The following is a 15,144-nucleotide window of genomic DNA, read 5'->3' on the forward strand; positions in this document are numbered from 1 at the left end:
ATATCACCTCTTATCCTAGTTAATCGCGAATGTTGACCTTCGCTGCATCCAGGGCACCGGCATTTATAATGGATTCTAAGTCCGTATAGCCGTAATAATACTTATAGACGTTCTTCGCAATATTGGCGGCGTTGGATGATGAATAGCCATACGGAATATTCACGGTTACACAGATTTCCGGATTGTCATATGGCGCATAAGAAATAAAGAATGCGTGATTGGGCTTGTTGCGGGCCTCCTGTGCAGTACCGGTTTTAGCGGCAATTTCCACTTCAAGGTCGGTAAACAACCTTTTACTTGAACCGTTTGCAATCACTTCTCTCATCCCCTGTTGTACAGTATCCCACGTTGAAGCCGCCGCGTCAATATGAGAAGAAATCTTAGGGGTATAATCTTGTATCAGATTACCTTCAGAATCGGTTGTTTTGTCCAATAAGCTGAGTTCAAATACAGTTCCCCTGTTTGCGATGGCAGACACGTATCTGGAAAGCTGGACATTGGTGTAAGCATGGCTTCCCTGTCCCATTGCAGAACGCTCTGGCGCTTCCTTTGAAATCTGTGGATCAAGCTCTGCGATCTCTACCCCGGACTTATGATCCAGTCCAAACATGGTTGCATATTTCCGCAAAACTTCTAGTCCCTGGTCAGGAGAATATACTCCATTGGCATCCATTGACAAGCGGTGCCCCAGATCCGCAAAGAAATAGTTACAGGAGTTCCCAATTCCTCCTACAATGTTTAGAGGTCCATGCTGGCCTGGATAAATCCAGCACTTAATGGGCGGTTCTACATCCGTATAAATACCGGTACAGGTAATGGTTTCATCCATTGTGACGACATGCTCTTCCAGAGCTGCTACCGCAGTAATGGGTTTAAAGGTGGAACCAGGTGCTTTTCTTGTCTGGGTCGCATTGTTGTATAACGGAAGGGACATGTCTGCCTGCAGCTGGCTGAAATAGGTTCCGTCACCAATCCTGTTGTTGTCATATCCAGGATAGGATACCAGAGCAAGCACTTCTCCTGTTTTGTCGTTAGTAACCACTACTCCTGCATTACAGGGGGATAATGCCAGCTGGGCTGGAGTGATCTCCAGGGATGATAGCTTTTTAATCAAGAAGGAGTAAGCATCACCTGTTGCCCTTAAATCTGCCGCATCCTGACCGTTGTCTATTAAAACTCCCTGGTCATATAAAGCAAGGCATAGCTCCTGCCCTGTAATGACATCGTCATTAATCAGATACCGGTATATTTTTTTCGTAAAATTCCGGTCATCTTTAAGCTTGTCCAGAGCATAAGCCACAAGGGCTTCAAAGGTGTCATCCGCATTTGAATATTTGGAACCGGTTCCCAGCTTGGTGGTGTCCACCCAGCCATTGGCGATTCCATAATACAGATAGTCTCTTAAACTGATTTCATCCGCTTTCCATGCCTGATATTCCCCGCTGGAGGTATCAATGGCATCTTCCTTAATAATTCCCACGGTAGGACCGGAAAGATAAGTATATATATAAAACATATAGGCCTTTAAGTCTTCTGAAAGATCCTTCATTGGCGTGGCGTGGGCGCTCATCAGCTCATTGTTTAAATTGGTAAAGATCTGCTGTTGGGAAGACATATATTTCCGGTATATGTTTTTTTCGGTTTCAGAGGCATCCTCCCCTTCCATTTCCTTCAGGGAAAGGACATTGTTGTTGATCAGCTGGTAATAGGCATCCTTAACAGGTATCTTCATATTGGAGCCATCTGTGGAGCCGCTTGTATTGAAATCACTATTTACAATGGTCTTAATGAGAACTCCGGCTAACGATTGTTCAATCAGATGGTAAATGCCCTTCTGAAGATCCGCATCCAGGGTCAGATACACATCGTTTCCTGCGGAAGCATCGGTTTCATCTTTTGTTTCCCGTACTCGTCCTACACTGTCCTTGTAAATCGTTTTTTTTCCTTTTGTCCCCTGAAGCTCGTGTTCCATGGTATATTCAATTCCAGCCCGTCCTACGATGTCATTAATGTCGTAGTCGTCTTTCCTCTTTTGAAGGCCCTCTAACTGATCCTCCGGGACCTTTCCGGTATAGCCAATGACCGGAGCTAAGGAAATGCTGTCGTTGTAAGCGCGGATTGTTGTTTCCTCCACATTTACACCCTGCATTTCACCGATATGCTCCAAAATATCCGCTACGGTTTCATCGGCTACCTGGCTGGCAACCGTAGTGGCTTCATATTTGCGGTAGGACATGAGACGAAGGGCGTACTTGATATTGATGATATCAAGGGCTTCCTGGTCTGTCAGGGCAACAGGCTTACCATTCTGATCTTTCATATCTGTAAGGCCATTGTCCTTGCAGGCCTTCTCAAACAGCTCCCTTGCACTTAAATTAGAGGGATAGGCACCTTTTTCATCATCTAAGTCTTCCACCTTTTTCAGACCATAATAGTCCCGCAGAAAGCGTTTTCTGGAGGACTCGGAGGAGGAGGTGTATACGATGTCACCGTTGGAATCAATAGCGACTTCAAATTTTCCCTGTATGGTTTCCCCGTGCTTTTCAAGAATCTGTACCAGCCTTAAATACATGTTATTTCTGGCGGCTGCATTCTTGTACACGCCGGTATCCTGTACCGTAACGGAATAAGCCAGCTTGTTATAAGCCAGGACTTTGCCGTTACGATCATAGATATTACCTCTTGTTCCGGCGGTTGTAATGGTCTGCTCCGTAAGCTGCATGTATTCGTTAAGGGCTTTCTCTCCATTAACGATCTGCATGTTAAAAAGTTTATTAATTAATCCGGCATACATGAAAAAGCAAATGATTCCAAGTATAAAAAGCCGTGATGATATGGTTTTTTTCAAAAATTCCTTTAAAATGTCAAACAAATCACTAAACAATTGCCGAATCACCTCTTTTTCCTATCTCCTCCAAGTGCCGGTTCAAAATCAGGAATACCCGATAAAGAAGCAGGGTCGTTACAACGGTAAAAATGATTTCCGGAAGCATCAGATTGATAAAATAATACCCAACTCTGATTTTCTGACGAATCAGGAACCGGAAAACATAAATATACAGATTGTAAGCCAATTCATTCAGTACACTTAGGATCAAGGGCAGCGTAATGTAATCTTCATAATAATATTTCGTACAGATTCCGTTGATATAGCCTACATAGATAAAAATCAGGGTGTAAAAGCCAAAAGGCCCGCTGTAAAATAAATCCATGAGAAGCCCGGCCAAAAGCCCGTAATACATCCCGGCCTCTTTTCCATGCATAAAGCCAAAGGAAAAGGTGAGGATTAAGAGCAGGTTGGGAGAAGCCGACAAAAACGGCAGCAACGGAAAAAGGCAATTTTGAATCGTAAATGCAAGAATTATCATCAGCACATTAAAAAGTATCCGTCTCATGTTACTCCTTTCCTCTTTCTTGTCCATGGTTTCTGGACATAAAGGTATACCCGCAGGGTGTTACCTCTTTCCTGTCCATGCTTTTTTGGACACAAAGGTATACCCGCAGGGTGTTACCTCTTATTGAGAAGCGCTTTCTGCTGTTTCTGTTTCAGAGGAATTCGTCTCCTGGGGAGCGGTTTCCTCCTGAGAAGCTTCTTCCTTCATCATATCAGCTTTCAGTTTTGTGATAACCAGAACCTCCTGCAGGCTGTCAAACTTTGCTGCCGGAATTAAATACCCTGATTTGGTAACGTTATTGGTATCATTGGTAATGCCGGAGGCATAACCAACCAGGATGCCGGGCAGGAATACGGAGCTGATGTTGGATGTTACGATCTTATCTCCGTCTTTTACATCGCTTTCCTTTAACACGTTGGTGATCCGGAGCCTTCCCTCTTTAAACAGGGTCAAGTCGCCGGCAACGATACAGCTGTTTCCGGACTGCATGGCCATGCCGCTCACACGGCTGGAATCATCAATAATGGAACGGACGGTTGCATAATTCGCTCCCACATCCGTGACAATGCCCACCAGACCGCCTCCGGCCACAACATTCATATCCGGGGCAATCCCATCCTTTGAGCCTTTGTCGATTCGGAATATCTGGAACCAGTTGCTTGAGTCATTGGCAATGACCCTGGCTCCCACCTTTGTATACTGACCATAATCCTGATCCAGGCTGTAAAGCTGGCGAAGCCGTTTTAACTCAAATTCTTCCGCCTGAAGCCTGGTGTTTTCCTCGGTCAGCTGTGTGATGATTTCTTTCATCTCTTTATTCTCATTCAGTGCGTCATGAAGCTTTGTATAATCAATAATTTCATCATAAATGGCCGAACCAACCGCATTGACACCCGATTGCACCGGAATCAGAAAATATCCTACCCCGGTCCTAAGGGGCGTAAGCCATTCGTCATGAATGGAGGTCAACCCGATTAACAGGACACAAAATACTGTTAAGGCAATAAGAACATATTTGCTGCGTTTTGATTCCATCTATAAAATTCCCCGTTCCTTCAAACTGATATAGGAATTATCTCCTATGATAATGTGGTCCAATAACCGGATGCCAACCAGATCTCCTGCTTCCCTTACCCTACGGGTAAAGCTTAAATCTTCCCTGCTGGGAGACGGATCTCCGCTTGGATGGTTATGAACCAGTACCAGACTTACGGCATGATATTTCATAGCCTCAATGAAAATCTCCCTGGGAGAAACAGCGGATGTGTTCACTGTTCCCTGAGAGATCAAAATGTCCCTTATCAGGGCTCCTTTTGTATTCAGGAGCACGATATAAACCAGCTCCTGTTCTTTATGGCGCATGTCCTCCACAAAGTAATTAACAATATCAAGGGGGTTACGGAATGACACCCCATCGGAGCGGGCGGTTCTTTTCCAGATACGTCTGGAAAGCTCTCCCACGCATAAAAGCTGGGCGCCCTTTACGGTCCCGATTCCCTTAACCTGCATAAGTTCCGGCATTGAAAGATGCAAAAGCCCTAAAATACCCTCTTTGGGATAATTTAAGGCCAGTATCTTCTGTGCCAGCGTCAGGGAATTATTCTCCCTGGAACCTGTGCGGATGATAATAGATAAAAGCTCCGCATCGCTTAAGCCTTCCGGACCTTCCTTTAAACACTTTTCATAGGGCCGTTCATCCGCAGGAATGTCTTTCATCGTTATTCGTTTCATATGCCTCCTGACCGTTACTCTCCAGGCACGTTAAAAAGGACATATGTATGGCAGAGCGGATATTGAACGCATGCGTTCAAATTAACCGATATGTAATGAGGGCTGCTGCCACTCCTATAATGCCAGCCATGGTAATTTTAATGTTAATGCCAAAGGTAATTACCAGAATGCCTAGATTGACGATCAGCGGGGTATCAAATCCAAAGGATTGTCCCGCGTTCAGCCAGGACAGCCAGGAAATTCCCCGGGTCAGATCTCCGACAAAGCCCCCGAGAACTACGCCGGCCAGCATTAGAAGAAGCAGTACCCAGCAGTTTTTGTATTTCATCTGCTTTGCTACCCCTTTTGTTTTATGACAGGATTGTCCATACCTATCAAATCATTCTAACATAGTTTTGCAGTTGTGTATACCGTTTTTTATAATTTGCCTTCAAGGGAAAAACGCAAGAGCTTATTCTTTCATTAGCCCCTAGCACGATTGTGAAAAATTTATTTATCAAAAACGGATCAAACTGGCCTCCAAGAGCTTTTGTGCCGACATTAATATTCCCAGCTTTGCGTGGTACCAGGTAAGACCTCCCTGGAAATAAACCGCATAAGGCGGTTTGATAGGACCATCTGCGCTCAGCTCAATGGATGAACCTTGTACAAACGCACCGGCTGCCATGATGACAGGGGCGTCATACCCCGGCATATCCCAAGGTTCCGGTGTAACAAAGCTGTCAACAGGGGCAGCCGCCTGAATTCCCTGGCAGAAGGCAATGACTCCTTCCGGCTTTCCAAAGGTAACGGCCTGAATAATATCATGGCGGGACTGGGAACCGTCAGGTACCACAGAAAAGCCCAGCTTTTCATAGACATTGGCAGCGAATACAGCACCTTTTAAAGCCCCTGCCACTACGGTAGGAGATAAAAACAATCCCTGGAAAAAGGACTGGTTAAGGCCCAGAGTGGCCCCGACTTCCTTTCCAAGACCAGGTGCTGTCAACCGGTAGGAAGCACGGTCAATGCAGTCTGCCCTTCCCGCAATGTAGCCGCCGATGGGGGCAATGCCTCCTCCTGGATTCTTTATGAGAGAGCCTACCACCATATCGGCTCCCACTTCTGACGGTTCAATTCTTTCAACGAATTCCCCGTAGCAGTTGTCAACCATACAGATCACATCCGGCTTTATCTTTTTCACGAAGGAGATCAGCTCGCCGATCTGGGAAACGGAAAAGGTAGGGCGGGTATCGTATCCTTTGGAACGTTGGATCGTAACCAGCTTTGTTTTTTCATTCACCGCTTTTCCAATGGATTCGTAGTCAAAGGTTCCATCGTCAAGAAGGTCCACCTGCCGGTATACGACTCCGTATTCTTTTAAAGAACCTGCACTGTCCCTGATGCCGATCACTTCTTCCAGGGTATCATAAGGCTTTCCCACCGGTGATAGAAGTTCATCCCCTGGGCGGAGATTCCCGGAAAGGGCAACGTTCAGGGCATGGGTTCCGCTGATCAGGTTCGGTCTTACGAGAGCGCTTTCCGTATGGAATACGCTGGCATAAACTGCTTCCAAAGTATCACGGCCCAGGTCGTTGTAGCCATAGCCAGTAGTTGCCGCAAAATGGATGTCACTGACCCGGTTATCCTGCATGGCCTTAATGACCTTCATCTGATTAAATTCGGCCGTTTCATCGATTTCTTTAAAACGTTCCATTAAAGCCTCTTCGATTTCTTTCCCGAAATCCATTACCTGTCTGCTGATTCCCAGGCTTTCGTACATTTCATTTATTTCCATTGTTTATTATTCTCCAATTCGTACATCTCATTTATGTCCTGCAACATTTTTATAAGCATCTGATCCAGGTCATTGTTAAAATCCGGAAGATCCAGCCATCTTACATCACGTTCCCGTTTAAACCAGGTGATCTGTCGTTTTGCAAAATGCCTGGTGTCGCGCTTTAAAACATAAATGGCCTCTTCCAGTGTATATATTCCCTGTAAATAATCCAGGATTTCCTTATACCCAAGGCCCTGCATAGAAACCATGTCCCTGGTTAAGCCCATATCCTTTAAGTGCATTACCTCTTCCACAAGCCCCTGCTTAAGCATTAAATCCACACGCCGGTCAATTCGTTCATAAAGGCGGGCCCGGTCTGTATTTACTACATAATAGAGGAAATCATAAGGAGATTTCTTTTGTCTTTCCCGTTTGTTGTGCTCAGAGATCCGTTCACCGGTCTGCCGGTAATATTCAATTGCGCGGATTACCCGTTTCATATTATTTTCATGGATCTCATCCGCGGAATCCGGGTCAATGTCCCGAAGAAGGTTATGGAGAAACTCCGCTCCCCTCTCCTGGCCCAATTTTTCCAGTTCCATACGTATGGAGGTGTCTTCTCCATTTTCCGTAAAATCAATATCATAAAGAAGGGCCTGGATATAAAAACCGGTTCCGCCGGCCACAATGGGAATATGACCGTGGGAATAAATCTCTTCCACGGCCTCTTTCGCCATTTTCTGAAAAACTGTCACATTAAATTCCTCTTCCGGATCAAGGACATCGATCAGGTAATGAGGAACTCCGTCCATTTCTTCCTTTTTGATCTTTGCTGAACCGATATCCATATGGCGGTATACCTGCATGGAATCAGCACTTATAATTTCTCCCCCGATAGCCTTCGCAAGACGGACCGACAAGGCGGTCTTTCCCACTGCCGTCGGCCCGGTAATAATAATCAGCGGTCTCATCACACGATCCTCTTAAATTTCTTTTCTAACTCATATTTGCTCATGGAAATGATCGTTGGCCTTCCGTGAGGGCAGGCATAGGGATTTTCCAGGCTTAAAAGCTGGTCAATAAGCTCGTTGGCTTCCGCTGCTGATAAGCGATGTCCTCCTTTGACCGCTGCCTTGCAGGATAAGGATGCGACCCGTTCATAAATCATATCCGGGTTATGGGAAGAGCCATCCTCTGACAACCCATCGATCATCTCAATCAGAAGTTCTTTTTTGGCAATGGAAAAAAGATTGGCTGGAACTCCTCTGACCGCATATTCCTTGCCGCCAAAGGGTTCGATTTCAAAACCCATATCTGTAAAATATTTTAAGTGGCGTTTTAATAAAATTTCTTCATTCTGGTTTAAAGTCAGGATAATGGGAGGACTTACCAGCTGGGAAATAGATTCCATCGTCTTAAGTGTTCCCATGGTTTTTTCATATAAAACCTTTTCATGGGCCGCATGTTGGTCAATAATAAAAAGCTGTTCATTAAATTCAACCAGCCAGTAAGTATCAAACAGCTGTCCAATGAGCTTGTGCATGGACCGGGCCTTTGGTTCCAGTAGTTTTCCATCAAACAAATCCAGTTGTTCCGGCCCCTTTTCCACCTTGGAAACCTCATTACTTATTGGAACTTCCGGCAGTTTTTCCATGGCTGGGACCTGATGCTTTAGCCAGTTATCCGCCAGATCATCCCTTTCTTTTACAAAGGAAGGCTGGGGCGGAGTTAATCTTTTAGGAAAAGCATAGGCCGTATCTTTCTTTTCTTCTGTGGCAGCCTGCTGCTCCATAGCCATAAGCCTGCGTCTTTCAAAAGGCTCTGGGCTGGGCCCGTGTCTTTTTTCGGAAAAGTTCTGCTTTACCTCTTCCTTTTTCTCTAACTCCACCTCAGGGATCAGTTCTTTGTGGGCCAAAGCGCTTGATACTGCCTGATACACCATGTGATAGACCATTTCCCCATCCCGGAACCGAAGCTCCATCTTGGTGGGGTGGACATTTACATCAAGCATCTCTGATTCAATGGAGAAATGAAGCATGGTAAAGGGATATTTATGCTGCATCATAAATGGCCGGTAGGCTTCTTCTATAGCCCTGGAAATAATGCTGCTCTTTATGTACCTGCCATTGATGAAATAGTTTTCGTAATTCCGGTTGCCTCTGGCGATCACCGGTTTTCCGATGTAGCCATGAATGGAAACCTGAGGCTTATTCACCGTAACCTCCAAAAGGTTTGATGCGATTTCCCGGCCAAATACTGTGTATACAATATCCTTTAAATTGTGATTTCCGGAGGTATGAAGCTTGTTCTGGTTGTTCTGGATAAAGCGGATGGATACTTCCGGATGAGACAGAGCCAGCTTTTCCACCAGCTCAGCCACATGTGCACCTTCCGTGGAAGGTGTTTTTAAAAACTTCTTCCTGGCCGGAGTATTGTAAAATAAGTTTCTGGCGATAAAGGTGGTTCCTTCAGGCGCTCCGATCTCTTCCAGGGACCGTTCTTCACCACCCTCAATCTGAAATCTGGTACCGGTAAGCCCAACGCTGGTCTTAGTAATCAGCTCTACCTGAGAGACAGCGGCGATGCTTGCAAGAGCTTCTCCCCGGAATCCAAGAGAGGAAATGGTAAACAGATCCTCTACGGATTTGATTTTGCTAGTAGAATGACGCAGAAAAGCCAGAGGGACTTCCTCTTTGGGAATCCCGCATCCATTGTCGGTCACCCGGATAAAAGAGGTTCCACCTTCTTTGATCTCCACAGTAACTGCGGTGGATTTGGCATCAATGGCGTTTTCTAAGAGCTCCTTTACAACGGAGGCCGGACGTTCTATGACCTCACCTGCCGCTATTTTATTGATGGTATTTTGATCCAGTACGGTTATATTCGGCATAGCACCTGCTCCTTTCCACTATCTTGCCCATGCTTATTTCTACTGCCAACGGTTCTTTAGCTTTGTCTGCAGACGGTACAGGGTATTGAGCGCATCAATGGGAGTCATATTCCCCAGCTCTAAATCACCCAATTCCTTGATGATATCATCATCCTTTACAGTATCAAAGATGGACATCTGCTGTAAATCCACTTCGTCTGGCTTTGGAACAGCCGTTCTATGGGTGATATTGGCGTTGATTTCGGCAATTTCCCGGGCTTTGGCTGTGATATCCGCGTCCCTTAATTCTTCCAGCAGCTCCTTGGCCCTGATAATGACGGAGTCCGGGACGCCGGCCAGCTTTGCCACCTGTATGCCGTAGCTTTTATCGGCTCCGCCCTTTATGATCTTTCTTAAGAAAACAATGTCATCGCCCTGTTCTTTTACTGCGATGCAGTAATTATTTACACCGCTCATGGTCCCTTCCAGCTCGGTCAGCTCATGATAGTGTGTCGCAAACAGGGTTTTTGCTCCCAGGATCTTCGGATTGCTGATATGCTCTACCACAGCCCAGGCAATGCTGAGTCCGTCAAAAGTGCTGGTACCGCGTCCGATTTCATCTAAGACAATCAAACTGTTTCTTGTGGCGTTCCGAAGGATGTTGGCAACCTCCGTCATCTCCACCATAAAAGTACTCTGGCCGGATGCCAGATCATCGGATGCACCTACCCGGGTAAAAATCCGATCGCAGATTCCAATGCTTGCTTCCTCTGCAGGAACAAAGCTTCCGATCTGGGCCATCAGAACAATTAACGCAGTCTGGCGCATGTAGGTAGACTTTCCTGCCATGTTTGGGCCGGTGATAATGGAAACCCGGTTTTTCCCGTTGTCCAGATAGGTATCATTGGAAACAAACAGATCATCCCGCATCATTTTTTCCACTACCGGATGGCGTCCGTTCTTAATATCGATCAGTCCCTTTTCATTAACCTGGGGCTTTACATAGTTATTTCTTGTGGCAACAGAGGATAAGGAGGCAAGGACATCGATCCCTGCTATGGCCCTGGCAGTCTTCTGAATCCGGAGAACCTGGTCTGCCACAGAATCCCGGACCTGACAAAATAAACTGTATTCCAGAGAAAACAGCTTGTCCTCAGCTCCCAGTATTATATTTTCAAGTTCCTTTAACTCGTCTGTGGTATAGCGCTCTGCATTGGCAAGTGTCTGTTTACGGATAAAGTAATCGGGTACAAGATCCTTAAAGGAATTGGTCACTTCAAAATAATAGCCGAATACCTTATTAAATTTTACCTTCAGGTTTTTGATCCCTGTTTTTTCTTTTTCCCGTAATTCCAAGTCAGCAAGCCAGTTTTTTCCCTCTGTTTTGGCACTTCTCAGCTTGTCGGCTTCTTCATGAAAACCATCCTTAATGATCCCGCCGTCCCTTAAGGTGATAGGCGGATCGTCAATAATGGCACGGTCAATCAATTCCCTGACATCCTCTAAGGGATCCAGTTCCCCCCACAAGTCCTTTAGCATGTCGCTGGTGAATTCTGCTAAAAGATTCTTGATGTGCGGAAGCATTTCCAAGGAGCTTTTAAATGCGATCATATCTCTTGGATTGGCTGTCTTATAACTGATCCGTCCGATCAGACGCTCTAAGTCATAAATCGGGTTTAAATATTCACAGATCTCTTCCCTTGATATGAAATTCATATTCAGCTCTTCAATGGCGTTCTGACGTTTTATAATCTCTGATTTATGGATCAAAGGCTGCTCTATGTAGGTGCGCAGCATTCTTGCGCCCATGGCTGTTTTCGTCCGGTCCAGGACCCAGAGAAGGCTTCCCCTCTTCTGCTTTTCCCTTAAGGTCTCCAAAAGCTCCAGATTCCGCCTGGTAGAAGTGTCAATAATCATGAACTGCCCGGTGGAATAAGGAGTGATGGTGGTTATATGGGAAAGGCTGTTTTTCTGGGTCTCGTACATGTACTCCATAACTGCCCCGGCAGCTATGACTCCGGTGTCATAATCTTCCAGCCCGAGTCCTGTGAGTGCGCCTACCTTGAAGTGTTCTTTTAGAATTTTCCGGCAGACTTCATCGGAAAAGAAATGATGATCCAAAGATGAAATAACCGCATGGTGACGGTTCTTTATTTCTTCCACATCCACTCCAGAAACATAAAATGCTTCGTTGCAGATGATTTCAGAGGGGGTAAACTTATTGATCTCATCCATCAGTTCCCGCTCCGATTCTACCTCTGTTACAAGAAAATCGCCGGTGCTGATATCCGCTACTGCGATTCCAAAGGTTTCACCGATATAGACAATTCCCATCAGGTAATTATTCTTTGTTTCATCAAGAGCCTGTGCGCTTGTGATGGTTCCAGGTGTTACCACACGAATAACCTCACGCTTTACCAGTCCCTTGGCAAGCCTGGGGTCTTCCATCTGTTCGGCAATGGCAACTTTAAAGCCTTTCTGAACAAGACGGTTTAAATATGTATCAACGGCATGATAGGGAACACCGCACATAGGTGCCCGTTCCTCCAGTCCGCATTCTTTTCCGGTTAAGGTGATTTCCAGCTCTCTTGATACGGTAACCGCATCTTCAAAAAACATTTCGTAAAAGTCTCCCAGCCTGTAAAATAAGATACAGTCCGGGTATTCCTTCTTTGTTTCCATGTAATGAGCCATCATTGGTGATAATCCAGCCATGCTCTTTTACTTCCTCTTTTCTGTATACCGCCCATGTTTTTTGGCAGAGCCCACCGCATTACCAGGTGTAATGGTATGCCTGCAGGGCGTTTCTTTTGTAATTATCGGAAGTAAAGAATACTTCCGATAATTGGATGGACGGGCTAAAAAGCAGCCCATACTATGGTCTTAAAGTTCCCATGTAGTAAAATCCTTTGGATTCATCCAGATATACGTCCACAATTTTTCCGATGAGAGAAGAATCTCCCTTAAAGTGAACGGTAGTGTTATTACTTAAGCGACCGGTTAAAAGGCCTTCCTCATGATCATTCACTTCTTCTACAAGTACCTTTTGAACGGTGTGTTCCTCTCTTCCGCAGACTTCGGAGGAGATTTTCTGGACTTCAGCCAGCAGACGGTCAAAGCGGTTCTTTATCGCATCTTCCGGGACCTGCTCCTCCATCTTTGCTGCCGGTGTTCCGGTACGTTTGGAGTAGATAAAGGTAAAAGCGCTGTCAAAACGAACCTTTTTTACCACATCAAGAGTTTCGTTAAAATCTTCTTCTGTCTCTCCGGGGAAGCCTACAATAATATCTGTGGTCAGGGAAATATCCGGCATGGCTGTCCGGATTTTTTCTACAAGTTCCAGATACTGCTCCTTGGTGTATCTCCGGTTCATGATTTTTAAAATCCGGCTGCTGCCTGACTGAAGAGGCAGGTGAAGATGCCGGCACACCTTTTTGGAATTTTTCATAGCTTCGATCAGATCGTCTGACAAATCCTTAGGATGAGAAGTCATAAAACGAATCCGCTCCAGTCCTTCCACGTGATCGATCTGGGTCAGAAGTTCTGCAAAGCTTACGGGTGTTTCCAGAGTCTTTCCATAGGAATTGACATTCTGCCCTAAAAGCATAATCTCCACAACTCCGTCATCTGCAAGCTGTTTTACCTCTTCCAGAATATCTTTTGGGCTGCGGCTCCGTTCCCTGCCCCGCACATATGGTACGATGCAGTAGCTGCAGAAATTGTTGCAGCCAAACATAATATTAACGCCGGATTTAAAAGGGTATTTCCGATCCGTAGGGAGATCCTCCACAATCCGGTCCGTTCCTTCCCAAATATCTACAACCATCTTTTTCTCTTCCAGGCGTTCATACATAAGCTCTGCCAGTTTAAAGATATTATGAGTACCAAAAATAATATCCACAAAGCGATAGCTCTTTTTAATCTTTGCAACTACTTCTTCTTCCTGCATCATGCAGCCGCAAAGAGCGATCATCATATGGGGATTTTTCTTTTTTAAACTGTTTAAATATCCAAGACGTCCGTAGACTCTGTCATTGGCATTTTCCCTGACGGTACAAGTATTATAAAGAACAAAGTCAGCCTCTTCCGTGTCATGTTCCACAAATCCGATGGCTTCTAAGATCCCTTGAAGCTTTTCGGAATCTCTGGAATTCATCTGGCAGCCGAAGGTGGCAATATGAAAGGTAAATTGCTCCTTTCCTGAGGCTTCCTTTAATTTTTCCAGAATATCCTGGCAACGTTCTATAAAAAAGTATTGTCTTGCAGGTTCTTCCTGGGGGGCATGGCTGAGTGCTTCTTCATAAGTCATATTTATATCATTCATTTACATAACCTCTTAATTTTTTGATTGTTGCATATATCCGCAGTGAACAGTATATCATAAATCCTTTTTATTGCAAATACCAAAAAAATTTACCAGGGTAGCTTGCTCCTATCTAAAATAATCTTCCTGTTCCGAAACAATTTCTATTGGCTGCTGAGAATCAAACTCCTTCATCTTCTGAATAGCAAGTACAATGTACAACACGGAAAGACCGAAATTAATGATTCCAAACATCGGTAAGGTAAACGGCAGAAATGACATAATTGCTTTAATCAATAAAGGTAATGTCCTTGCGTAGACTCCCAATAGATACAATTGGCCAAAAGTTAGTTTATACTTCATGCAGGAAGCGGCTATCATCCCAAGAAGAGCTACAATCAGTACCCCAAAGAAAAAGAATGCTGTCATGAATATAAAGGCCGCAACCATAACCCCCGCTACGATTAAGTAAGCCTGCGGTACGTACTCCATAAGTTTATTTCTGCTGAATTCTATGCCTAGATCCGAAAAATATTGGCCCTGAATTTGGCCTTTGTTCTTCACAATGACTTTTTCTGAATCTATGAGGAATACTTGGTAATAATCCGAAATATATTTACCGATTTCATCTGTATCATAAAAAATGTTATCCGGTTCTGAAGTGATATGAATATAGGTACCATCTCCCTCATATTCAATCGGTTTCTCAATCCAAAACACTCCATTACTCAGCTTAAAGTCAGGAATATAATCCTCTATAATCTTTACAAATCCGCCTGTTTTAACCTGAAATTGAACGAACGGAACGATCATGGTCAGAGCAAAGTATATAACCATAAGAATAAATCCTGCTAAAAAAACTTTTCGGCGTTTATTATTTAAAAATTCCCTATAACTTTTAAAATCGTAAACCGATATTATAAGTTCCTTGAATACATTCATAAGTTTACCTCCCATCTCATTCTCTTTTCCGTTTCTTCATTAACAAGGATCTTGCTTGAATTCAGCTTAATCTGATACTCCTTTTTTTCAACTTTTACATACCATACTTTACCCATTTACTTATATCCTTTCTCTTAAGTATTTT

11 protein-coding genes are annotated in these 15,144 nt (G+C 44.6%); all 11 read right to left on the minus strand.

The genetic code is table 11. The annotated features are described in order from the left end of the window. Positions 1–19 precede the first annotated feature (19 nt). A complete protein-coding gene (locus tag BMX69_RS07815) occupies positions 20–2,884 on the minus strand; it encodes a penicillin-binding transpeptidase domain-containing protein (protein WP_100042049.1) in 2,865 nt (954 codons plus the stop codon). Further along, complete coding sequence (gene mreD / locus BMX69_RS07820) at positions 2,877–3,395, minus strand: rod shape-determining protein MreD (protein ID WP_054790760.1); 519 nt, start codon at positions 3,393–3,395, stop codon at positions 2,877–2,879. The genes BMX69_RS07815 and mreD overlap by 8 nt, the downstream gene beginning before the upstream one ends. A gap of 120 nt (positions 3,396–3,515) precedes the next feature. Then, positions 3,516–4,430 (minus strand): rod shape-determining protein MreC, encoded by a 915-nt coding sequence (mreC, locus tag BMX69_RS07825; protein WP_100042050.1) that lies wholly within the window; start codon positions 4,428–4,430, stop codon positions 3,516–3,518. After that, a complete protein-coding gene (radC, locus tag BMX69_RS07830; protein ID WP_100042051.1) occupies positions 4,431–5,126 on the minus strand; it encodes a RadC family protein in 696 nt (231 codons plus the stop codon). A gap of 76 nt (positions 5,127–5,202) precedes the next feature. Continuing rightward, a complete protein-coding gene (locus BMX69_RS07835; protein ID WP_025233156.1) occupies positions 5,203–5,454 on the minus strand; it encodes a DUF4321 domain-containing protein in 252 nt (83 codons plus the stop codon). Positions 5,455–5,622: 168 nt separating this feature from the next. Beyond that, complete coding sequence (locus tag BMX69_RS07840) at positions 5,623–6,903, minus strand: methionine gamma-lyase family protein (RefSeq protein ID WP_100042052.1); 1,281 nt, start codon at positions 6,901–6,903, stop codon at positions 5,623–5,625. Continuing rightward, positions 6,894–7,859 (minus strand): tRNA (adenosine(37)-N6)-dimethylallyltransferase MiaA, encoded by a 966-nt coding sequence (miaA, locus tag BMX69_RS07845; RefSeq protein ID WP_174715207.1) that lies wholly within the window; start codon positions 7,857–7,859, stop codon positions 6,894–6,896. The genes BMX69_RS07840 and miaA overlap by 10 nt, the downstream gene beginning before the upstream one ends. Further along, entirely contained in the window at positions 7,856–9,775 is a 1,920-nt protein-coding gene (gene mutL, locus BMX69_RS07850) for a DNA mismatch repair endonuclease MutL (protein ID WP_100042053.1), read from the minus strand. The genes miaA and mutL overlap by 4 nt, the downstream gene beginning before the upstream one ends. 39 nt (positions 9,776–9,814) lie before the next feature. Next, a complete protein-coding gene (gene mutS / locus BMX69_RS07855) occupies positions 9,815–12,469 on the minus strand; it encodes a DNA mismatch repair protein MutS (RefSeq protein WP_100042054.1) in 2,655 nt (884 codons plus the stop codon). A gap of 160 nt (positions 12,470–12,629) precedes the next feature. Next, positions 12,630–14,078, minus strand: coding sequence for a tRNA (N6-isopentenyl adenosine(37)-C2)-methylthiotransferase MiaB (miaB, locus tag BMX69_RS07860; RefSeq protein ID WP_100042055.1), 1,449 nt, complete (start codon positions 14,076–14,078; stop codon positions 12,630–12,632). Between the two features lie 108 nt (positions 14,079–14,186). Beyond that, the gene (locus BMX69_RS07865) at positions 14,187–14,999 is read right to left on the minus strand and encodes a DUF1189 domain-containing protein (RefSeq protein ID WP_100042056.1); all 813 of its coding nucleotides are present in this window, start codon (positions 14,997–14,999) and stop codon (positions 14,187–14,189) included. Positions 15,000–15,144: the final 145 nt, after the last annotated feature.

It is taken from the genome of Lacrimispora sphenoides JCM 1415 (assembly GCF_900105615.1).
GTDB lineage: Bacteria > Bacillota > Clostridia > Lachnospirales > Lachnospiraceae > Lacrimispora > Lacrimispora sphenoides.